General features: G+C 68.4%; 3 protein-coding genes (1 of these 3 only partly in view). All 3 read right to left on the bottom strand.

Annotated features, from left to right (window positions below):
- Tightly spaced (each overlapping or abutting the next), the 3 genes in view from QX135_RS14870 to QX135_RS14860 form a layout consistent with a single transcriptional unit that may run on beyond the window.
- Positions 1–8,727: the 5' portion of a non-ribosomal peptide synthase/polyketide synthase gene (locus QX135_RS14870; protein ID WP_316234132.1), read on the bottom strand. Its footprint begins 7,680 nt before the window's first position; 8,727 of the gene's 16,407 nt are visible here — the first part of the coding sequence; its start codon is at positions 8,725–8,727; its stop codon lies beyond the left edge, outside the window.
- Entirely contained in the window at positions 8,720–15,319 is a 6,600-nt protein-coding gene (locus tag QX135_RS14865; protein ID WP_316181467.1) for a non-ribosomal peptide synthetase, read from the bottom strand. Before QX135_RS14865 ends, QX135_RS14870 begins: the two co-directional genes overlap by 8 nt.
- On the bottom strand, positions 15,316–25,041 hold the full coding sequence (locus tag QX135_RS14860; RefSeq protein WP_316181466.1) for a non-ribosomal peptide synthetase: 9,726 nt from the start codon (positions 25,039–25,041) through the stop codon (positions 15,316–15,318). The genes QX135_RS14865 and QX135_RS14860 overlap by 4 nt, the downstream gene beginning before the upstream one ends.

Raw genomic sequence — 25,041 nt, 5'->3', positions numbered from 1 at the left:
TACCGGAAACGCAGTCGTGAACCAGCCGATGGTTCGTGACAGATCGAGCCCGCCGCCCAGATCCTCGCGGCCGTGGCCTTCGAGCTCGACCGTCATGATTTCGCGGCCCGACCACCGCCACACCGCGCGCGCGAGCGCCGACAGCAGCAGATCATTGACCTGGGTTCTGTACGCGCCGTGCGCCGTACCCAGCAGACGCGCGGTCAGCTCGGCGTCGATCGCAAGCGGCACGTCGTCGGCGTCGGCGATCGTATCCCGATCCGCATGATCAGAATCGCACGGCACGTCGTCCGCCCGCCGGAGCCCTGACCAGTAATCCAGCTCGGCAACCAGCGCATCCGAGGCCGCGTGTGCGCGTAGCGCTGCGCCCCATTGGGCGTAGGCGTGCGTCTTGGCCGGCAGTGTCGCCTCTTGCCCGCGCATGAGCTGCTCATAGGCAGCCGCGAGATCCTCCAGCAGCACGCGCCACGACACGCCGTCGATCACGAGGTGATGGATCACGATCAGGAGGCGCTGCTCGCCCTCCGGCAGATCCATGCCGACCATCCGCACCAGACGACCATGCGCGAGCGAGAGGCTCGCCTGGACCTCTGCGGCGAGCGCGGTGACCGCCTCGCCGTCGGCGAGCTCGCACGACCGCAACAGGTCCGAGACAGCCGGCCCCAGCCCGTGCTCGGCGCGCCAGACACCGTCGATGCGTTCGAAGCGCAGTCGCAGTGCGTCGTGATGCGCGACGACGGCCACCGCTGCGCGTCGCAACACGTCCCAGTCGAGCCGCCGCCGCGGCCGCAGCAGCAAAGCCTGATTCCAGTGATCAGGGGCGTCCAGTTCCTGCTCGAAGAAGCGGAGCTGAATCGGCAGCAACGGAAGTGGCCCGGCGATGCGCCCCTGCTCTGCCGTCGTCTCCAGCCGGACGATCACCCGCGCGTCGCGCGCCAGGGCTTCCAGCGTCTGGTGCTTGAAGACGTCTCGCGGCTCGATCAGAAGGCCGGCCCGCCGCGCACGACTGACCATCTGCAGCGAGATGATGGAATCGCCACCGAGTTCGAAGAAATTGTCGGTCATCCCGACATCCGGCTGATGCAGCAGCTCGGCCCAGATGGCGGCCAACGCAGCCTCGGCCGGCGTCCGCGGCGCGATCCCCTCGGCTGCAGCGCGCGCCTCCGGCGTCGGCAGCGCGTTGCGATCGACCTTGCCATTCACCATCAGAGGCAGGCGGTCGAGGACCATGATCCGCGCCGGCACCATGTGGTCCGGCAGCGTTGCGGACAGGGCCTCACGCAGCGTCGCAGCATCGAGCATGCCGTCGCCGCAGACATAGCCGACCAGCTGCCGGCCCACGCCGAAATCCCTGGCGATCACGACGGCCGCGCTGACCGAGGGCTGCTGCAGGAGCCGCGCTTCGATCTCGCCGAGCTCGATGCGGAAGCCGCGAACCTTCACCTGGTGATCGGCCCGGCCGACATAGGCGATGGCGCCGTCGCTGCGCCAACGCGCCAGATCGCCGCTTCGATAGAGCCGCGCGCCGGGAGGTCCGAAAGGATCGGGAATGAAGCGCTCGGCCGTCAGCGCCGCGCGCCCGAGATAGCCGCGCGCCAGCCCGTCTCCGCCGATATGGAGCTCGCCCGTCGTTCCCTCGGCGACCGGATTGAGATCGGCATCGACAATGCGCAGGATCGTGCCCGGGATCGGGAAGCCGATCGGCACGCCCGACCCGCTCGGCCCGCGACAGTTCCAGAAGCTGGCATTGATGAGCGCTTCGGTCGGGCCATACCGATTGTCGAACCGGATCGCCGGGAACACCGAATAGACTTGGTCCTTCAGCTGGACCGGCAGGGCCTCGCCACCGGAGAACAGGCGCTTCAAGGTCACGCATCGCTGAACCTCCGGCTCAGCCACGAATTGCGCGAGCATCTGCGGCACGAAATGCAGCGTGGTCACGCCATGCGCAGTGACCGCATCGATCAGCCGCTTCGGCTCGCGATGTGCGCCCGGCGCTGCAATCGCAAGCCGCGCACCGACCGTCAACGGCCACAGGATTTCCCACACCGCGACGTCGAAGCTGAACGACGTCTTCTGCAACAGCGTTTCGCCGGGATCGAGCCCGTACTCCCGCTGCATCCAGGCGAGCCGCGCCGCCAGCGCGCCACGCGTGCAGGCCACGCCCTTCGGCACGCCGGTCGAGCCGGACGTGTAGATCACATAGGCGAGGCTCTCGGCGTGGGTCGGACTCTGGAGATCCAAGCTGCCGGTGTCCGTGTCCTGCGAGGCGCGTCTGTCGCCGACGGCGATCAACTCGGCGCCCGCCCCTGCCGTGATCTCGATCAGCCGATCACGCAACTGCGGCTGCGTCAGCACCAGCCGCGCGCCGCTGTCGCCCAGCATCGCGGCGAGCCGCTTGGCGGGATAATCCGGATCGAGCGGCAGGTAGCCGGCGCCGGCTTTCATAACGGCCAGCACAGCCACGACCAGGTCGGCGCTGCGCTCGAATGCCAAGCCGACGGGAGCATCCAGAGCAACGGTGGATTGCCTGATCTGTCGCGCCAGGCAGTTCGCCCGCGCATTCAGTTCGGCGTAGCTGATCCTCTCCTGATCGGAGATCACGGCAATGGCCGCAGGCGACCGTGCGACCTGCTGCTCGATCTGCGTCACGACGTCGACGAAGTCGTCATTCACCGTCCGCGCGGCGGGTCCCGAGCTCCAGCCGAGCACCCGTTGCAAAGCGGCGGCATCCAATCCATGCAGCTCTGCGACCGGTCGGCTGCTGTCGTCGGCAGTGCGCACGAGCAGACAGGCGAAAGCTGCCTGTATCCGCTCGATCTGCGCCTGGTCGAACTGGCTGCGATCGTAACGGAATCCAAGCCGGATGCCCCTGTCCGTCACGAACACCGCGACCGTGAGCGCATAGTTCGTGATCGAGATCTGCTCGGCGCGGCTGGCACACGGCCCCTCGGCGGCCTGATCGCGCAGCGCCGCGTCGACCGGATAGTTCTCGAACACGAAGATGGAGTCGAACAGCGGCCGGCCGGCGCGGCCCGCAAGCCGCTGGATCTCGTGGAGCGGCATCCAGCCATGCTCGCGCAGGTCGACGTTGCGATCCTGCAAGCCGCGCAGCCAATCACCGACCGACGTCTGAGGTCTCGCATCGTCGAACACGGGCACGGTGTTGATGAACAGGCCGACGGTCTCCTCCACGCCCGCGATCTCAGGCGGCCGGCCGGAGATCGTGGCGCCGAAGCAGACGACATCCTGGCCGGTCAAGCGCCGCAGCAGCTGTCCCCAGGCCGCTTGCAGGACCGTGTTCAGGGTCACCCGCTCGCGCCGCGCCACGACCTGCAGCCGCTCCGTCGTCGCCGCATCGATGACGAGATCGATCGAGCCATGGCCGTCGGCAGGCGCGGCCGGCCCGCCCAGCGCATCGGCAAGCAGGCTCGGCTCGCCGACCGTCGAGAGCGAGCGTGCCCAGAACGCACTCGACGTATCGCGATCCTGACGCTGCAGCCAGGCAATGTAGTCGCGATAGCGGCCGCGTGGGGCGGACAGCGACGCGCCACCGACATGCTGCATGATCTCGCCGATGAGCCTTGCCGCGCTCCAGCCGTCGAGCAGGATGTGATGATGTGTCCAGATCAGGCGGTGCACACCGCCGCCGAGATCGATGAGACGGACCCGCTGCAATGGCGGACGCGACAGGTCGAAGCCGGCCCGCCATTCGGCTGCGGCCACATCGGCCAGCGCCGCGTCACGCGCGGCCTGATCCATCGAGTCCACACGGTCGCGCCAGTCCTCCTCGACGAAGGGGACAGGAACCTGCCGGTGGACGACCTGCTGCGGCGCGCCCGACAATTCTCTCCACACGAACGCCGTCCGCAACACAGCGTGTCTCGCCGTCACCGCCTGCCACGCCGCGCGCAATCGCGCCGCGTCCGCACCGCTGATGTCGACGGCGATCTGGCTGACATAGTTGCCGCTGTCACCGTCGCGCAGCGCGTGGAACAGCATGCCCTGCTGCATCGGCGACAGCGGATAGATATCCTCGATATCGCGCCAATCGCGCGACGCTCCGAGCAGGTCGAGCTCCGGCTGGCTGAGGCCTGAGAGCGGAACGTCCGACGGCGTGAGGCCGTATACGCCGCTCGTGCAATGCGCGACGAGTTCGCGCAGGGCCGCGGAATAGCACGCGGCCAGCCGCTCGATCGTCGCGCGGCGATAGCGTCGGCGGCCGAAGCTGAATGTCAGCCTCAGCCGGCCGTCGAGCACCTGGCCGTTGATGCTGAGCCAGCGCCCGAGCGGCGCGCTGGCGCTGCGTGACGGCCCCGCGCTTTCCGGCGCGAGCGCGAAGGCAAGGTCGGAGCCGGCGCCGAACTGGCCGAGATAGTTGAAGACGATCCGCGGCTCGGCTCCGCCCGTCAGGGCGGCGCGCTGCTCGGGGCTGCCGCAATAGCGCAGCACGCCGTAGCCGAGCCCGCGCGCCGGGATGGCCCGCAACTCCTCCTTGATCGACTTGATGAGCGTGGCATCGTCGCTCGTGCCACCAGAGAGGCGAAGCGGAAATGCGGTCGTGAACCAGCCGACCGTGCGCGACAGGTCGAGGCCTTCGAACAGATCCTCACGGCCATGGCCTTCGAGCTCGACCAGGCATTCATCGAGCCCGCTCCAGCGGCTGACGGCGCGGACCAGCGCCGCCAACAGCAGATCATTGACCTGGGTCTTATAGGCAGCGGGCGCCTGCTTGAGCAGCTGCCCGGTCATGTCGGCATCGAACGACACGACGACGTCTTCGCCGTCGGCGACGCGATCGGTCTCGCCGTGATCATCGTCGCATGGCAGGTCGCCGGCGGCGGTCCGCTGTCTCCAATAGTCGAGCTGACCAGCCAGCTCCTCGCTGGCGGCATAGTCTTCCAGCCTGTTGCCCCATGACGCCATGGACCGGCTCTTGGAAGGCAGAGCAATCGCAGCCGCGCCCTGCGCCACCTGTCGATACGCCGAGGCGATGTCCTCGAGCAGCACGCGCCAGGACACGCCATCGACGACGAGATGATGCACGACGATGAGAAGCCTCTGGCTGCCGTCGGCAACGTCCATGCCGACGAGCCGCAGCAACGGCCCCTGCAGAGACAGGCTTGCCTGCGCGGTCGCGGCAGCCGAGGTGATCTCGGCCGCATCGGCGACGGTGCGAATCCAGAGCAGATCGGCGCTCGCCGGCATCGCGCCGTATATCGCCTGCCACGCGCCGTCGCTTTGCCGGAATTGCAGCCGCAGGGCATCGTGATGCGCCACCACGGCCTCGACCGCCTGCGCCATCACCCGCCAGTCGAGCCGCGCCGACGGCACGAGCATCAACGCCTGATTCCAGTGATGCCGTTCGCCGGCGTCCTCGGCAAAGAAGCGGCGCTGGATCGGCAACAGCGGCACCGGATCGCCATCGCGCGCGAGCGGCTCGGCGGAGACGATCGCCGCCCGATCGCGGCGCGCGACCCGCGCCAGCTCCTGCAGCGTCTGATGCCGGAACAGGTCGCGCGGCTCGATGGCAAGCCCGCGCTGGCGCGCACGTCCGACCACCTGCAATGAAATGATGGAATCGCCGCCGAGCTCGAAGAAATTGTCGGTCAGGCCCACCCGCGAATGGCCAAGCAATTCCGCCCAGATCGCCGCCAGCTCCAATTCCGCGGGGGACTGCGGCGCGACGTAGTCGGTCTCGGCAGACAATTGCTCGGGCGTCGGCAAGGCGTCGCGATCGACCTTGCCATGAGCGGTGAGCGGCATCTGCGGCATCAGCACGATCCGCGCCGGAACCATGTAGTCCGGCAGCTCCTCCGAGAGCGCCGCCCGCAGCCCGGTCTCGTCGAGGCCGTCCCCGCGGCAGACATAGCCGACGAGCTGCTGGCGTCCGCCGATCTCGCGTGCCACCACCACCGCCGACTGAACACCCGCCTGCCGCGTCAGCCGTGCCTCGACCTCGCCCGGCTCGATGCGGAAGCCGCGGATCTTGAGCTGGTGGTCGGACCGGCCGACATAGTCGATCACGCCATCGGCGCGCCAGCGCGCCAGATCGCCAGTGCGATACAGCCGCGCGCCAGGCGCGCCGAACGGATCGGGGATGAAGCGCTCCGCCGTCAGCGCCGGCCGATTCCAATAGCCGGCCGCGAGCCCCTCGCCGCCGATATGGAGCTCGCCGGTGACGCCGACCGGAACGATGTTGAGATCGCCGTCGAGAACATAGGCCGAGCGCCGGCCGACAGGACGGCCGATCGGCGCATAGCCGCAGTCGATCTCGGCATCGGCGTCGACCTTCCAGACCAGCGGTGTGACCACCGTCTCCGTCGGACCATAGCCATTGATCAGCTTGCGCGGCCGCAGCGCCTGCCTGACCTTGTCGAAGCCGGATTTGGGCATCGCCTCGCCGCCGAACGAATACAGCGACACGGGCGGCGGATCGCCGCGCCACGCCGCGAAGTCGGCGAGCTGCTGCAGATAGGCCGGCGGAAAGCCGGCATTGGTCACCCGCTGCGCGCCCATCACGTCGAGCGTCTTCTCCGCCGACCAGAGATCGGCATCACGCATCACCAAGGTCGCGCCGCAGCTCAGCGCGGTCCACAACCGCTCATGCGCGCCGTCGAACGTAAAGGAGAGGAAGTGCAGCTCGCGCGACTGCCGGCCCATCTCGTAGAGCTCGGCGGTGGCCTCGCAATGCATTGCGAACGATCCGTGAGCGACCGCAACGCCCTTCGGCACGCCGGTGGAGCCGGACGTATAGATCACGTAGGCGAGGCTCGAGGGATGGACATCGACCGCCGGGTCGCTCTCCGTCGTCTCAGCCGCCATCGCGCCGAGATCGACGACCGCGATCCCCGGCATCGGCGGCCATTGCGATCGTCCCGCCGCATCGACCAGCACGACGCGCGCGCCGGCATCTCGAACGGTGGCGGCCAGCCGCGCTGGCGGATGATCAGGATCGAGCGGCAGATAGGCCGCGCCGGCCTTCAGGACGGCAACAAAACCGGCGACGAGATCGGGCGAGCGCCGCATCGAGAGCCCGACGAGCTCGCCGGGTCGCACGCCGAGCGCCAACAGATGCTGCGCGATGGCGTTGGCGCGGCGATCGAGCGCCTGATAGGTGATCGTCTCGGCCCCAAACACCAGGGCCGCTGCGCTCGGCGTCTCCTTTGCGTGCCGGGCGAACATCCGATGCACCGGCTGGAACGGCACGAGCGCGGGAGGGCAAGCGTTCCACTGTCTGACGTCGTCGCGTTGCCGGGCCGACAACAGCTCCAATGCCGCGATCCGACGTGTGGGATCCGCGACCATCGCCTGTAGGATCGTGAGCCAATGCCCGGCGAACCGTGCGATGGTCGACCGGTCGAACAGCGCGGTGGCAAAGGAGAACAGCGCCGAGACGTCTCCCGACGGCGCCTCCTCGCTGTCGAGAGCGAGGTCGAATTTCACCGTGTCGATCTCTGCCGCGATCGTCTCGATCTGCAATTCGGACGCAGCCGGCGCATGCGCCGGCTCGCGCCGATGCTGATGGTTATAGAGCACCTGGAATAGCGGCATCTGGCTCAGGCTGCGCTGCGGCTGCAGCACGTCGAGCAGCCGCTCGAACGGAAGATCCTGGTGATCCTGGGCCTCGAGCGAGGCCTCGCGCAGTGCCTTGATGACGTCGCCGATCGTACCCTGACTGTCGATACGTGTACGCAGCACCTGGGTGTTGACGAGCAGACCGATCAGACGCCGCGTCTCCGACCGGTCGCGATTGGCGAGCGGAACGCCGACGCTGATGTCGGGCTGGCCGCTGTAGCGATAGAGCACCAGCTTCAGCGCCGCGAGCAGAAAGACGAACAGCGTCGTGTGCTGTCCCCGCGCCAGCTCGCGCAGGCGATCGGCAAGCTCCGCCCCGAGCGACAGCCGTATGGCATCGCCAGATTGATCGGCCTGGGCTGACCTCGGCCGATCGAACGGCAGCGGCAGCATGGCCGTGTCATGGAGACGGCCGGTCCAGTAGCGAAGCTGCCGCTCCTCCTCGACGGCACCGAGCCACAGTCGCTGCCAGGCGGCGAAATCGGCGTAGTCGATCTCGAGCGCCGGCAGCGAGGCCACCTCGCCGCGGGCGGCGGCGTGATAGAGCTGCCAGAACTCGTTGGTGAGAACCTGCATCGACCAGCCATCGGCGACGATGTGGTGCAGCGTGACCGAGAGGACATGGTCGTGCTCGCCAAGACCCAGCAGCGCCGCGCGCAGCAGCGGTCCGGATTCCAGATCGAACGGCAACGCCGCTTCCTCACGCAGCAGCCGGCGCGCCTGCTGCTCGCGATCATCGCCCGCGATCTCGATGCGGCGAAGCGCGACAGGCGCCGGCAACCCTACGATCTGCTCCGGCTCGCCGTCGTCCTGCCGGAACGTCGTGCGGAGCGCGGCATGGCGCATGACGAGTTCATCGAGCGCCCGTTGGAGCGCACCAACATCAAGCCGACCCCGCAGGCGGATCGCGACCGGCATGTTGTAGGCGGAGCCGCCCGGATCCATCCGCCACAGGAACCAGAGACGGGCCTGCGCGAACGACAACGGCGCGCGCTGCAGATGCTGCCGGGCGATCGGCAAGATCGACAGATCGATCCCCTTGGCCGCCAACTGCGTCAGGAACGCGCGCTGCTTCGACGCATCGAGACGCACCAATCGACGCGCGATTTCGCCGAGCTGCTGGGCCTGGAGTCCGGACTGATCATTCATTGGCAAACTCGACTTCCTCAAGCAGATCGAACATGGCGGCAATGTCGTCGCTCCGCCTGCTCATCGGCGGGTCCGCGGCGAGCACAGACGCCATGGCCTCGATCGTGGTCAGCTCGAACAACCGCTTCAGCGGCACCTCCCGCGCGAGATCGCGCTTGATGCGGCCGACGAGCTGGACGGCCACCAGCGAGTCGCCGCCGAGCTCGAAGAAATTGTCGGTGACGCCGACGTCCGGCCTGTGCAGCAGCTCTGCCCAGATCGCCGCGAGTGCGGCCTCGGTCGGATTGCGCGGGCCGATGCGATGCGCTTCGGGAGCCCCGACATCGGGCCGCGGCAGCGCCTTGCGGTCGATCTTGCCGTTCGGCGTCAGCGGCAGCTCCGGCAGCACGATCACGCGCGACGGAACCATGTAGTCCGGCAGCGCTGCTGCGAGCGCAGCGCGGAGGCCGCCGCTGTCGAGCGTATCATCGCCGCTGACATAGCCGACCAATTGACGGCCGCCGCCGAGCTCCTGCGCCACGACGACGCTGTCGCGCACGCCCGGCCGCTCCCGCAGCCGCACCTCGATCTCGCCGAGCTCGATCCGATGTCCGCGGATCTTCACCTGATGATCGGCGCGGCCGACATAGTCGAGCACGCCGTCGGCCCGCCAGCGCGCGAGGTCGCCGGTCCGGTACAGCCGCGCGCCGTCGCTGCCGAACGGATCCGGGATGAAGCGCTCCGCGCTCAACGCGGCGCGTTTCCAATAGCCGCGCGCGAGCCCGTCACCGCCGATGAAGAGCTCGCCAGTGACGCCGACCGGCGCCAGATTGAGTTCGGTGTCGAGCACGTACAACCGGGTGTTGCCGATCGGGCTGCCGAGCAGCGGCACCGGATCGGTCGCATCGAGGCGGTGACGCGCCGACCACACCGTGGTCTCGGTCGGCCCATACAGGTTCCAGACCTCGCTGCCCAGCGCGCCCAGCCGCCGCGCCAGGTCCGAGGCCAGCGCCTCCCCGCCGCTCAGCAGGCGACAGCCCTTCGGCAGCCATGGAGCCGTCTCGTGTGTATCGGCCGCGTCGTGATCGAGCAGCATGCGCCAGCTCGACGGCGTCGCCTGGACCATGGTCACGCCGTGCCGTGCCACCATCGCCTTGAGCGCCACCGGATCATGGGCAGCGGCACGGTCGGCGAGCACGATCCGGGCGCCATGGGTCAGCGGCAGCCACAGCTCCAGCACGGCGATGTCGAACGACAACGAGGTCAACGCCAGCACACGGTCGTCGGCCGCGATGCCCGGCTGCTCGGCCATCGTCGTCAGGAAGTTCGTCACCGCGGCGTGACGCACCATCACGCCCTTGGGCCGACCGGTGGAGCCGGAGGTGTAGATGACGTAAGCGAGGCTCTCCAGATGCACGTCGACAGCAAGACTATCGGTCTGGCCGAGGCCCTCGCCAGCCGCCACCTCGAGCAGCCATGCCTCGGCCTCGCTCCGGGCCAGCACCGGCGCGAAGCGGTCGTGGAGCGTGGCTTGCGTCAGCAGCAGCTTGGCGCCGCTGTCGTTCAGCATGTGCGCGAGCCGCTCGGCCGGATAGTCCGGATCGAGCGGAAGATAGGCCCCGCCCGCTTTGAGCACCGCGAGCAGCGCAACCATCATCGTGACGCCGCGCTCCAGCGCCAGCCCGACCACAACATCCGGCCCGATGCCGCGATCCCTGAGCCGCCGCGCCAGGCGGTTCGCCCGCGCATTCAGCGCGCCGTAGCTGATCGTCTCCTGCCCGTGTACGAGCGCGATCGCATCGGGAGATCGCGCCGCATGCACCTCGAACTGCCGGTGCACGCAGAGCGTATCCGCGAAGCTGACAGCCGTCGCATTCCAAGCGCGCAGCAGCCGCGCGCGATCGTCCTCTGGAACGACATCGAGCTGGCGCACCGGCGCGTGCGGCGCCGCTTCGAGCGCCAGCGCCAGCCGATCGAGCGACTGCTGCATCATCGCGCCGACCCGCTCGGGCGCAACCGGCGCCACGGCCTGGACCGTCAGGTGAAGTCCATGACCGTCGTCATCCACCGCCAGCATCAGCGGATAGTTGGTACGCTCCTCGCCACCGAGCCATTCGACGCCACGCAGAGCCTGGATGGGCTGCGCGTCTGCCCGCGCGTCCTGCCGCTGGCCGTGCCGATAGTTCAGGATCGCGGAGAACAGCGGCGTCGGCGGCGCGACGCCGCTGCAACGCTGGGCCATTGCCAGCGAGGCATGCTCATGAACCATCAGCTCCGCCAGCCGCGCATGCGTTGCGCGAACGCTGTCCTCAACCGACGTGCCGTCGAGATCGAGCCGCAACGGCAGCGTGTTGATGAACAGGCCCAGGCTGCGGCCGGTATCATGGCCAGCCTGCATGCGGCCGAGCAGCACGGTGCCGAACACGACCTGCTCACGTCCGCTGCTGCGCGCCAGCACCTGGCCCCAGGCGACATGACAGAGACTGGCGAGGCTCGCGCCAACGCGCCGCGCCTGCGCGCGCAGCCGCGCATCGAGCGCAGCCGGCAGGGGCAGCTTTGCCTCGCGCACGCCGGCGCCGTCGCTGCGCACCTCGATCAATCCGAACGGCGCCGTCGGCGCATCGATGTCGGCAAGCATGCTGCGGAAGAAGCGCTGCTGAGCATCCTGTCCGCCCGGCTTGCGAGTCTCGGCGACGAGATTGCGGAATGGAATCGGCGGAGGCAGAGCAGTACGGCGTCCCGACAGGATCAGTTGCACCTCCTCATGCAACGCCTGCAGGGTGGAATGGTCGCCGACCATGTGATGCAGCACGACCAGCAGCAGCAGGCGATCACTTCCTGGGTCGCGGGCGACAACGAGACGCAGCAATGGCGCCTGGGTCAGATCAAGCCGGCAGGAGTTCGGATCGAAGCGGCGCGCCAGCTCGACCTGGGCCGGCTCGTTGCCTTCGAGCTCAACTTCGGTGACGCTTAGCGGTGCCTGGCGCCAGACCACCTGCACCGGCACCGACAGCCCATCCCAGAGGAATGACGTCCGCAGGACGTCATGCCGGTCGATCACGTCCTGAACGGCCGCAAGATAGCGATCCAGCAGATCACGGCCCGCAAATGCCATCTGCGCGACCAGCACGTAGGGGTCGCCCTCGGTCGCGAGCAGATGATGGAACAGGATGCCCTCCTGCAACGGCGACAGCGCGTAGATGTCCTGGACGTTGGCGACGCCGCCCGGCACACGGCCCACCACGCGGTCGATCTCGCCCTGGCTCAGCGCGATCAGCGGCAGCATGTCCGGCGTGATGGCCGGGCTCTCCGCCGTGACCAGATTGGCGGGGATCGCGATCTCCTCGCCCTGCCGCAGGCTGGCCGCGAGATCGCGCAGCACCGGCTTGGCGAACACCATCTGCGCATCGATCGTCAGCGCATGGCGCTTCAGTCGATCCAGCATGCGGACGACGAGCAGCGAATGGCCGCCGAGCTCGAAGAAATGATCGTTGCGACCGACGCGCTCGACGCCAAGCAACTCGCGCCAGATGGCAGCGAGCGTCTGCTCGGCTTCGCCCTGGGGAGGATCATAGGTGGCGTGCGAGAACGCCTCGTCGTCCGGCGCCGGCAGCGCCTGCCGGTCGACCTTGCCGTTGGGTGTCAGCGGAAGTGCAGGGACGCGAACGATCGCCGACGGGACCATGTAGTCCGGCAGGCTTCCCTGCAGATGTGAACGGAGTTTCGCGGCCCACGCGCCGGTGCCGTCGGCGTCCTCCGCCGGCACCACATAGGCGACGAGCGTGAGATCGCCCTGCGCATCGCGCCGCGCCAGCACCGCCGAGTCCCGCACTCCGGCCTGCGCATTCAGCCGATGCTCGATCTCCCCGAGCTCGATGCGGAAGCCGCGGATCTTCACCTGATGGTCGTTGCGGCCCAGGAATTCGATGTTGCCGTCGGCGAGATGGCGGCCGAGATCACCGGTTCGATACATCCGCGCATCGGACGACAGCCCGAACGGATCCACGGCAAAACGCTGCGCCGACAGATCGGGACGGTTGAGATAGCCGCGGGCAACTCCTGCCCCGCCGATCCAGATCTCGCCGACGGCACCGCGCGGCACCGGCATGCCCTGGGCGTCGAGCAGATAGATCCGCGCGTTGGCGATCGGGCGACCGATTGGGACGACAACGCCGGCGAAGCCGGGCGGACGGCGCCATGCGGTGGCGCAGACGGTCGCTTCCGTCGGCCCGTAGGCGTTGAAGACCGCAATCTCGGGCGGCAGCGCTTCGAACAGCTCCGGCCTTGGCAACTCGCCGGCGAGAACCAGCACCTCGAGCCCGGAGAGCCGGGCGAGGTCCGAGCGGCCCTGCAGCATCGCGGGCGGCAAGGTGGCGTGGGTGATGCGATGTTCGACGAGATAATTCAACAGCTCCGGCGCGTCGCGATGCTCGCGGCTTCCGAGCAGATGCAGCTCGGCACCAGCACAAAGCGCCATGACGATGTCCCACACGCTTGCGTCGAAGCTGAAGGAGGCGAATTGCACGATCCGGCTGTGCGGACCGGTGTCGAACAGCCCGATCTGGGCCTGCGCGAGATTGACGAGGCCCTGGTGCTCGACCATCACGCCCTTCGGCTGTCCGGTCGAGCCCGACGTGTAGATGACATAGGCGAGATTGCGCGGCGTCAGGCCACGGGCAGCAACATCCGGTGCGCTCTCCGGGAGCCCGCTCCAGGCCGGCGCATCGCTTTCCACATCGATCAAAGGGTACGCCACGCTGCCGAGCGTGCTGGCGCTCTCACCGTCACAGAGCAGCAGCGTCGGCTGGGCATCGGCCACGGTCTCGCGCAGACGCTGCGGCGGATAGGCAGGGTCAAGCGGCAGATAGGCCGCTCCCGCTTTGAGAACCGCGAGCACGCTGACGATCGCATCAATGCCGCGCTGCTGGCAGATCGCGACCAGCCGGTCCGGACCGGCGCCCAGCGCAACGAGATGATGCGCGAGGCGATTAGCGCGCTCCTCGAGCTCGCGATAGCTCAGGCTGACCGCGCCATGGACCAGCGCCACGGCGGAGGGGCGGCGGCGCGCCTGCTCTGCGACGAGCTCCTGGATGCAGCAGTCGGCTGGCGTGAACGACTGCGTCCGGTTCCAGACATCCAGCAGCAGCGTACGTTCCTCGGCCGGCAGCAGCTCGATCCGATCGACCGGCTGGCTGGTGTCGGCGACCATGGCGCGCAGCGCAGCCAACAGATAGAAGCGATAGCGCTGTACGGTATCGGCGTCGAACAGCGCCGTCGCGTAGTTGAGCTTGCCAGTGATGCGGCCGCCACTTTCGCTGAGATCGAGCTCGAGATCGAACTTGATCTTGTGCTGCTCGATCGCAAGGCGTTCGACCGCCAGGCCGGGCAGTGCGAACGAGCCGACATCGTTACTCTGCCACGCGAACACCACCTGGAACACCGGCGTGTATTCCGGATGCCGCGGCGGCTGGAGCGCCTCGACCAGGAGCTCGAACGGAAGATCCTGATGATCCTGCGCCGCGAGGACCGCCGTCTTGACGCGGTCGATCAGCTCGGCGACAGCAGGACCATGCGAGAGGTCGAGCCGCAGCGCCAGCATGTTGACGAAGAAGCCGGCTAGGCCTTCGAGCTCCGAACGCATCCGATTTGCGCTCGGCGTGCCGATCACGAGATCCTGCTGGCCCGCCAACCGCGACAGCACGATGGCCCAGGCCGCCAGCACGATGACGAACGGGGTGGCGCCGAGAGCGTGGCCCAGCCGCCTGATGTCGGCCGATAGACCGTCGTCGATCTCCACCGGCACCGCGGCGCCGGCGTTGGATCGCGGCGCAGAACGCGCACGGTCGGTCGGCAATGTCAGCAAGGATGGCGCATCGCGCAGCACGGCGGTCCAATGATCGAGCTGCCGCTGCAGTCGATCTGCCGTCAGCGAATGGCGCTGCCATGCTGCATAGTCCGGATACTGAATCGCGAGCGGCGGCAACGGATCATCGCCGCCTGCGGCGAAGGCGCCATACAGCGCCGAGAGCTCGCGGACGATGACGCCCATCGACCATCCGTCGGAGATGATGTGGTGCTGGCTGAGCAGAACGACGTGATCATCATCGCCCAGACGGATCAAATGGCTGCGGATCAGCGGCCCCCGAGCGAGATCGAACGGCGCGCGCGTGCACTCATCCAGCACGTCGCCCAGCCGCTTCTCGCGGTTCGGCCGGCCGCGAAGATCATGCATCTCCAGCGGCAGGCTGGTGTCGGACGGCAACAGCGCAATTCGCGGCTCGCCGTCCTCGGCGACAAAGACCGTCCGCAGCGCCTCGTGCCGGGAGAACAGGCGGTCGAGGCTGCGGCGCCATGCGCCGATGTCGAGCCGGCCGCGCAACCGCAGCGCCACGTCGATGTGATAATTCGCGCTTCCGCCATCGAGCTGCGCCAGCAGCCACAGCTGCTGCTGCGCGAAGGAGAGCGGCAGCCGGCCCCCGCGATCGACGATCGGGATCGTGCTTGTGTCGCGTCTGGGGGCGTTGCGGCCGCGCTGTCGCGCGCGCGATGCCAACCGGCGCAGCGTCTCCAGATCGAGGTCACGCAGAAGAGACTGTCCTGATTGTCCGCTCATGATAGCTCCGCCGTCATCAGTTCCTGGAGCTCACCTTCGGCGAACTCCTGCTCGATCAGACTGATCGAGAGGACGCGCGCGAATTCCGCCAATTCCGGATGAGCGAACAGCTCGGACAATTGCACCGACGTGCCGAACTCCTGCGCGACACGGCCGAGCAGCCGCACCGCCAGCAGAGAGTGGCCGCCGAGCCTGAAGAAGTGATCGCCCCGCCCGATGCGATCGAGGCCGAGCAGCTCCGCCCAGATGCCGGCCAGGATGATCTCGATCTCACCGACCGGAGCCTGATAGTCGTCTCCCGCTTCGCCTTGTGAGGCCAGCGGCAGCGCCTTGCGATCGACCTTGCCGTTCGGCGTCAGCGGCAGCCGCGGCAGCACGATGACGCGCAACGGCACCATGTAGTCCGGCAGCATGGCCGTGAGCATCGCGCGCAAGTCGCCGCCGTCGAGGGTGCTGTCACTGCTGACATAGCCGATCAGGTGCCGCCCGCCGCCGAACTCCTGCGCGACCACGACGCTGTCGCGAACGCCGGGCAGTGCGCGCAGCCGCGCCTCGATCTCGCCGAGCTCGATGCGATGCCCGCGCATCTTGACCTGGTGATCGGCGCGGCCGACATAGTCGAGCGTGCCATCGGCACGCCAGCGCGCCAGATCGCCGGTCCGGTACAACCGCGCACCAGCACCGCACAACGGATCGGGAACGAAGCGCTCTGCGCTGAGCCCGGCGCGCCTCCAATAGCCGCGCGCCAGTCCCTCGCCGCCGATGAACAGTTCGCCGGTCACGCCGGGCGGCGCCAGATTGAGATTGGCGTCGAGCACGTAGAGCGTGGTGTTGCCGATCGGACCACCCAGCACCGGCATGGGATCGTTGGAATCGAGCCGGTGGCGCGCAGACCACACCGTGGTCTCTGTCGGCCCATACATGTTCCAGACCTCGCCGCTCAGCGCGACGAGCCGCCGTGCCAGATCGGGAGCCAGCGCCTCGCCGCCGCAGAGTACGCGACAGCGACGAGGCAGCGCGGTCCCGTCATGATCGAGCAGCATGCGCCAGCTCGACGGCGTCGCCTGAATCATGGTCACGCCGTGCCTGGCCACGATCGCCTTCAGCGCCGTCGGATCCTGCGCCGAGGCGCGATCGGCCAGCACGATCCGGGCGCCCCGTGTCAGCGGCAGCCACAGCTCCAGCACCGCGATGTCGAACGACAGCGAGGTCAATGCCAGCACCCGGTCGTCGGATGCGATCCCCGGCTGCTCGGCCATCGTCGCCAGGAAGTTCGTCACTGCGCCGTGACGCACCATCACGCCCTTGGGCAGGCCGGTCGAGCCCGATGTATAGATGACGTAGGCGAGGCTCTCCGGATGAATGGTGCTGCCGAGATTGTCGGCGTCGCCCGCATCATCGTCGCGATCGAGCAGCCAGGCCTCGGCTCCGCTATCGGCCAGCGCAAGCGTGAACCGATCCTGCAGCCCAGCTTGCGTCAGCAGAAGCCTCGCGCCGCTGTCGCTCAGCATGTGGGTAAGACGTTCGGCCGGATAGTCCGGATCGAGCGGCAGGTAGGCGGCGCCGGCCTTCAGCACGGCGAGCAGCGCGACGATCATCTCGGCGTCGCGCTCCAGCGCCAGTCCGACCACGACATCGGCGCCGATCCCGCGCGCGCGCAGTCGCCGCGCCAGCCGGTTTGCGCGCGCGTTCAACTCGCCGTAGCTGATCCGGCGGTCGCCGCTGACGATCGCAACCGCGTCCGGGACGGCGTTCGCCCGCGCCTCGATCTGCGCCACGAGGCTAGGCGCCGCGCCGATCGACGACGGTCGGGATGACGTCTCGCCAATCGCAGCTCCACTCCAGCGCAAGAGCCACGCCAGCGCCTCCCCATCGACCATTCGAAGGCTGCCGGTCGGACGGGTGGCATCCGCCGAAATCTGCATCAGCCAGTCCCGCAACGACGCGCTCACCCGTCGAATCGCGTGCTCGTCCAATTGCGCACGATCGTAGTTGAAGTCGAGGCGCAGGCCCTCGGGTCCGTCGAACACGATGACGGCGATCGGATAACTGGTCGGCGTCACATGTTCGACCCGCCCGATCTGCGGCCCGGCACCGTTGCGCGCGGTGAGCGCCTGATCGATCGGATAGTTCTCGAACACCATCAGGCTGTCGAACAGGGGCTGCCCGGCCCTGTCGGCGAGGCGCTGGATCTCGTGCAGCGGCAGCCACTCATAGTCGCGCGCCACGACGCTCTGCGCCTGAAGGGTTCGCAGCCAGTCGCCGGTCGCGGTCCGCGGGTGCGCACGGTCGATCAGCGGCAGCGTGTTGATGAAGAGGCCGACCATATGCTCGGCGCCGGCAAGCTCGGCCGGACGGCCCGAGACCGTCACGCCAAAGCAGACCGAGCTTTGTCCCGTATACTGCCGCAGCAATTGGGCCCAGGCCCCTTGCAGCAGCGTATTCATCGTGATGCGCTGCTGCGTCGCGAACCGCCGCAGGCGGGCAGCGAGATCGACGTCCACGCGCAGCGTCAGCCGGCCGTGGCCGCTCGCAGCGTCGATCGCGCGGCTCGCGCGCAAGGCGTCGGCGAGCGGCGTGGGCTCATCGAAGCCGCGCAGCGTCTCGCGCCAGAAATCCACGGCCGCCGCGTGGTTGCGCGTCTGCAGCCAGGCGATGTAGTCGCGATAACTGGCTTGCGCCGCCGACGGCGCGGCGCCGCCGATCTGCTGCAGCACGTCTGCGAGCAGCCGCGCCGAGCTCCAGCCATCGATCACGATGTGATGATGCGTCCAGATCAGCCACAGCCTGTCATCGCCGAGCCGGATCAGCCGCAGCCGCTGCAGCGGCGGCCGGGTGATGTCGAAGCCGAGCTCACGCTCGCGCCGTGCCGCCTCCGCAAGCGCCGCCTCGATATCCGCCGCCGCGGCCCCATCAGCAATACGGCCGCGCCAATCCTCCTCGACGACGGGCACCTCGAGCTGACGGTAGACGATCTGCTGGGCCGCTCCGGACAATTGCTGCCAGACGAATCCAGTCCGCAGCACCGCATGCCGCGCACTCGCCGCCTGCCATGCCGCACGCAACCGCGCCGGCGTCACACCTCGAAGCTCGATCGAGAGCTGGTTGACATAGACATCATCAGCACCATCGCGCAGGGCATGGAACAGCAAGCCCTGCTGCATCGGCGACAGCGGATAGATGTCCTCGACGGAGCGACAGTCGATCGTCGCGCAGAGCCGGTCGAGCGCCGCCTGATCGAGCCCCGCGAGCGGAACGTCGGACGGCGTGAGACCGCCGGCGCCGCCGAGGCAATGATCGACGAGACCGTGCAGCGCCGCCCGATAGAGCTCCGCGAGCCGTTCGACGGTCGCGCGCCGATAGCGCCGGCTGCCATAGCGGAAACCGAGACGCAGCTGCCCGTCACGCACCTCGCCGTTGATGGTGAGCCAGGCCCGCAACGGCGTGTCGGCGGCTCGCATCGGTCCCGGGTTTTCCGGCGCAATCCGGTACGGCGCCGACGCGCCGAGCTGGCCATCGAAGCGGCCGAGATAGTTGAAGACGATGCGCGGGTTCGGCACCGCGGCCAGCGCCTCGCGATGCTCCTTCGCACCGAGATGGCGCAGGACTCCATAGCCGAGCCCGCGATCGGGCACGGCGCGCAGCGTCTCCTTGACGCGGGTGATGAGCGCGCCGTCGGTCTCGCTGCCGCTGTCGAGACGGACCGGGAATGCGGTCGTGAACCAGCCCACCGTCCGTGTGAGGTCACAGTCCGCAAGGACATCCTCGCGGCCGTGGCCTTCGAGCTCGATCACGACGCCATCGATCCCACGCCAGTTCCAGACCGCACGCGCCAGCGCAGCCAGCAGCAGGTCGTTGACCTGCGTGCGATAGGCCGCAGGCGCGGCATCGAGCAGCCGTTCGGTCAGCTCCGCCTCAAGGTTCAGCACGACCTCCTCGGCGTCGGCTTCGACGTCGGTGCCACCATGGTCGTCGTCGCAGGGCAGCTCGCTGCCGTGGGAGGACGCCAGCCAGAACGGCAGTTCGTCTCCGAGCCGATCGGAGGCCGCATGCGCTCGCAGTCGCTGCACCCAGGAGGACGGCGTGGAGCTCTGGGGCGGCAGGTTGACGGCGCCCGCCTGCCCCGTCAGCTGCTCGCAAGCCGACGCGATGTCCTCGAGCAGAATCCGCCACGACACGCCATCGACGGCGAGATGATGGATGGCGATCAGCAACCGCTGGCTGCCGTCGCGCATGTCGAACCCGACGGCGCGCAGCAGAGATCCCGATGCCAATGACAGGCTCGCCTGCGCCGCCGACGCGATCGCGCTGACGTCGGCCGGCTCGACTGCCGTGCGGAGCCAAAGCAGCTCAGGCGCGGCAGGCAGGTCGGACGGCACCGCCTGCCATTCACCCGCGACCTGCCGATACGTCATGCGAAGCGCATCGTGATGCCCCACGACGGCAGCGAGCGCCCGCTGCAGCACGCTCCAGTCGATCCGGTCCCGCGGGATCAGCAGCACCGCCTGGTTGAAGTGATCGCGATTGGCGATATCCTCCGCGAAGAAGCGCAATTGGATCGGCAGCAGCTCCGCAGCGCAGGCGTTCATTGCGTTGCGTGCTGCTGCCGGCGGCGTGATGGCCGGCGCGGAGGTGGTCGCAACCACGCCGGCCAGCGCCGCTATCGTCTGCTGCGCGAACATCTGCTTCGGCGTCAGCATAACGCCGCGCTTGCGCAGCCGCGCGATGATCTGCAGGCTGAGGATGGAGTCGCCGCCGAGCTCGAAGAAATTGTCATTGCGGCCGATCCGCTCGCGGCCCAGCACGTCCTGCCAGACCGCGGCGATTGTCTCCTCCACCGCCCCGACCGGGGCGGCATAGGATAGCACGGCGTCCTCGTCCGGCTGCGGCAGCGCCGCGCGGTCGAGTTTGCCGTTGGCGGTCAGCGGCAGCCAGTCGAGCACGACGATGCGCGACGGCACCATGTAGTCCGGCAGCATCGCCGAGAGTTGCTGCCGCAGCGTCTCCGGCTGCAACACGGCGCCCGCTGCAGCGACACAATAGGCCACGAGCTCCTGGCGCTCCTGCTCAGCATCGACGGCGCGGGCCACGACGGCTGCATCGGCGATGCCGCTCATCAATGTAATCGCGCGGCTGATCTCGGCGGGCTCGACGCGGTAGCCGCGCAGCTTCACCTGATCGTCGCGCCGGCCGAGGAACACGATCCGGCCGGCCTGATCACAACGCACGCGATCGCCGGTTCGGTAGAGGCGCTCACCTGGCGCCCCGAACGGATCGGGGATGAAGCGCTCTGCCGTCGGCGCGGGCGCACAGCGATAGCCGCGCGCCAACCCAACACCACCGACGTGGAGTTCACCGGCGACCCCGGCCGGAACGGCATTCAGTGCATCGTCGAGAACGTAGGTCCGCAGATTGGCAAGCGGCAATCCGACCGGCACCGGACCTCGACCTGCGGCTTCCGTCCACTCATGTGTCGTAACGCCGACCGTCGTCTCGGTGGGTCCATAGTGATTGATGATCCGGCAATCCGGCCGCAGCCGGCGGACCTCTTCGATCAAGCCGTGATCGCACGGCTCGCCGCCAAGGATCAGCATGTCGCGCGGCAGAATGTCGGCCGAGCGCCGTGCCCGCAGCAAGCCGCGCAGATGGCTCGGCACGATCTTGAGGACGCCGATCTCGCCGTCGCGCATCGCTTGCGCAAACGCATCCGCATCGAACGCGGCATCGGCCGGAAGAAGATTCAAGGTTGCGCCGCTCGCGAGCGCGCCGAACAGCACGGTGTGGCCGAGATCGGCGGCAACAGTCGAGACCATCGCCATGCTCGCGTCGGCGCGTGGCCGCAGCCGGGACAATAGCGCCTGCACATAGTTGGCAAGTGCCCCGTGTGACACGGCGACGCCCTTGGGCGCGCCGGTCGAGCCCGACGTGTAGATGATGTAGGCAGTCTGCGCCGGATGAACGTGCGGGCGAATGAACTCGCCGCGAGACGCATCGCTGCGCGACTCGCCATCCAGCGCGACGCATTGCAACGCGCTCGCCGCAGCGAGGCATTCGCCGGTCGCGATCAGGGTGTCGATGCCACCATCGTGAAGAATACGGTCAACACGCGCCACCGGCCACGCCGGATCGAGCGGCACGGCGGCGCCGCCCGCCTTCAAGACGCCGAGCAGCGCCGCGACGAAGCTCGGCGACCGCTCGATCCACAGCGCCACCGGCGTCTCACGCGTGACGCCCGCCGCAACGAGCGTGCGCGCGATCTGGTCCGACCAGCGCACGAGCTCGGCGGCGCTGACGGTGTCCTGTCCTTGGCGCAGCGCGATCCGATCGTCGCGGCCCGCGAACGCAGCGTCGATCAGATCGAGGATGTCCATCGATGGGAAGCTCTTCACCTCCGCCGCGACGACCTGCCTGACGTCTCGCGCGATTGCGAAGTCGCGCAGCGGCCGGTCGATGCCCGCCGCGATCTGCCGCAGGAAATCGACGAGCTGGCTCCCGATCCGCTCGACCGTGGCCGCATCGAACAAATCAGTTGCGAAATTCAGGCTCGCATTCATGCCCTTTGGGCCGTCGATGATGTCGAGCGCGAGATCGAAATGCGAGCCGGCGAGATCGACGATGCGCGGCTCGGCGTGCAGGCCATCGCCGAGCGCAAATCCGGCCGGCGCGTCCATGTAGTTGAACTTGACCTGGAACAGTGGATTGTGGCCGCCGGATCGGGTCGGCTTGAGCGCATCGACGAGACGGTCGAACGGCAGATCCTGATGCGCCAGCCCGGAAATGACCTCCTCCTTCGCCCGCGCCAGCAGCTCGGCGAAGCTCATGCCGTCGGTCACGTCGGCCCGCAGCACCAGCGTATTGACGAAGCAGCCGATCAGCGACGCCAGCTCGGCCTGGCGGCGCCCGGCGACGGGCACGCCGACGCGCAGGTCGGAGCGGCCGGAGTAGCGGAACAGCAGCAACTGATAGGCGGCGAGCAGCAGCATGAACATGCTGACGCGATGCTCCCTGGCGAGCGCGCGGAGCCTCAGCGCCAGATCGGGCGCAATCTCGACGTGGATGGTGTCGCCGCGATAGCTCTGTACGGGTGGGCGCGGCCGGTCGAACGGCAATGCGAGCGGCCTATCCGCATCGCCGAGTCGCTCGCGCCAGTAGGCGAGCTGCTGCGCAGCCTCGGGGCCGGAGAGCCAATCCCGCTGCCATGCGGCGTAGTCGGCATATTGGACGGCGGACGGCGGCGGCAGCGCCCCTGCCCCGCGCCGGAGCCCGTCATAGAGCGCGGCGATCTCCGCCAGCAGCACGTCGAGCGAGAGGCCGTCGGCTACGATGTGATGCGCCGACAGCAGCAGCACGTGGCGGTCGTCCGCGAGCTGCATCAGCACGGCGCGCAGCAGCGGGCCATTGACGAGATCGAACGGCCGCGCCAGCTCCTCGCGTGTCCGCGCCGCGACCCGCGACGCGCGCTCCGCCGCCGGGCTGCGCCGCAGATCCTCGACCGCGACCGGAATGTCCGGCGCCGCATGGATGACCTGCACGACGCGGCCATCCGGGGCGGAGAAGGTGGTGCGCAGCGTCTCGTGACGGGCGACGATTTCGGTCAGCGCCTGCACCAGCAGTGCTTGATCGAGCGGGCCGTCGAAATGCACCGTGCAGGCGATGGTGTAGGCCGTGCCGGCCGGATCCATGCTCCAGAGAAACCACAGCCGCTCCTGCGCGGGAGACAGCAGCTCGCGTATGCCCGCCGGTGCCGGCTGCAGCGGCGGAAGCACTTTCGCGTCCGCGCTGGCGGCATCGATAAGCTCTGCGAGCGCGGCGAGCGTAGGCGCATCGAAGAAGCCGCGCAGCGCGAGCTCGATTCCGAACTGCTCGCGCACCATCGCCGTGATCTGAGCGGCCGCGACCGAGTTGCCGCCGAGCATGAAGAAGTCGTCGTCGCGATCGACGGTCTCGCGCCGGAGCACATCCCGCCAGATCAGCGCAAGACGGCGTTCGGTCGCCGTCGCGAGCTCCGGGGACGGCGATGGGTCCGCCGCCTCGCGTCGCCGCTCGAACACCATGAAGCTATCGAGCGTGCCCTGCGCCCACCTGGCGCGACAGGCGGACCGCTGCAGCTTGCCGCTGGTGGTCAGCGGCATGCCTTGCGGGTTCAGCAGCACGACCACCGCCGGATATTCCTGCGTCTGCCGCATGACCGCGTCGCCGATCGCCTTGATCAGCACGTCGGCCGGCGTTCGCCGCAGCACTGCCCTGCTGAACTCGGCAGCTACGCCAATGCCTTCGGCGCCATCGATCTGGACCGGGAAGGCCGCGACACGTCCCTTCCGCACCGAGGCCACCTCGGTCTCGACGGCCTGCTCCAGATCGAATGGATAGATGTTCTGGCCGCGGACGATCAGCAGATCCTTGAGCCTTCCCGTGACGACGAGTTCGCCGTCGCGGACGAAGCCGAGATCGCCGGTCCGCAGCCAGCGCGCGCCGTCGCGAACGACGAACGTCTGCTGCGTCGCCTCGGGATTGTTCCAATAGCCCAGCGCGACGCTCGGACCTGCGACCCAGATTTCGCCGACCTCATTCCTCTCGGCCTCGGCGGACGCATCGACCCTCATGATGCGCACGGCGTGGCCGTCTGCCACGGCGCCGCACGCCATCAGGTCCGTGCCCTCGCCGGCGCCCGCAACGCGCCCGCCGGCGAGCGCTGCGGGATCGAGCGTGTGACAAACCGCCCGGCTCGCGCGGTCGCCTGCCGTCACCAGCAAGGTCGCCTCGGCAAGGCCGTAGCACGGCGTCAGCGCGCGAGGATCGAGGCCCGCCGGCCGGAAGCGCGCGGCAAATCGATCCAGCGTCGCGCGGCGCACGAACTCCGAGCCGGAGAACGCGAACCGCCATCGGCCGAGGTCCAGACGCGCGATCGCCTCGTCCGAGATCCGGTCCGCACAGAGCGCGAACGCAAAGTCCGGCCCGCCGCTGCAGGTGCCGCCGTGGCGATGGATGGCGTCGAGCCAGCGCCGCGGCTGCTCCAGGAAATTGCGCGGCGACATCAGCACCGCCGTGAAGCCCGTGAACAGCGGATTCAGCAATCCGCCCATCAATCCCATGTCGTGATAGAGCGGCAGCCAGCTGACGAAGACGTCATCCTTGGTCCCGCCGAGCACCGCCTCGATTGCGATCTCATTGGCGACCAGGTTCCGGTGAGTGACGCAGACACCCTTCGGCTGCGACGTCGAACCCGACGTATATTGGAGGAACGCGATCGCTTCGCCGTGCAAGTCCGTCTCGCGCCACGATGCGGCGGCATCGACCGGCACCTCGTCGACGGCAACAACATGAGCATTGGTCTCGCCGAACGCAGCGACGACGGCGTCGCGCAAACGCGCCTGGGTGAGAATGAGCCGTGGCGCCGCATCGCGCAGGATGCCGTCGAGCCGGCTCGTGTAACGCTCCTTCCCGGTTTCCGGCGGATAGGCCGGCACGGCAATGACCCCGGCATAGAGGCACGCGTAGAACGCGACGGCATAGTCGGGACCGTTCGGCAGGAGAATCACGGCGCGCTCGCCTGCGCCGGCAAGCTCCTGCAGATGTGCGGCCGTTGCGCGAATGCGTCGATCCAGCGCGGCGAATGTCAGCTCGTCGACGACATCGTCGCCTTCGATGAAGCGCAGCGCCGGATGATCGGCACGCGAGGCGGCATGCTCGCGGAGTCGTTCGACGAGGGTCTGTGTCGGCAT

The sequence above is a fragment of the Bradyrhizobium sp. SZCCHNR1098 genome, assembly GCF_032489375.1.
Taxonomy (GTDB): Bacteria; Pseudomonadota; Alphaproteobacteria; order Rhizobiales; family Xanthobacteraceae; genus Bradyrhizobium.
The sequence above is the reverse complement of the archived record's forward strand: the minus strand, read 5'-3'. Positions and strand labels throughout refer to the sequence as shown.

What these genes read in the sequence shown, in the direction of transcription:
- QX135_RS14860 (WP_316181466.1), bottom strand. Translation starts at nt 25,041, where the DNA reads ATGCCGACACAGACCCTCGTCGAACGACTCCGCGAGCATGCCGCCTCG.
- QX135_RS14865 (WP_316181467.1), bottom strand. Translation starts at nt 15,319, where the DNA reads ATGAGCGGACAATCAGGACAGTCTCTTCTGCGTGACCTCGATCTGGAG.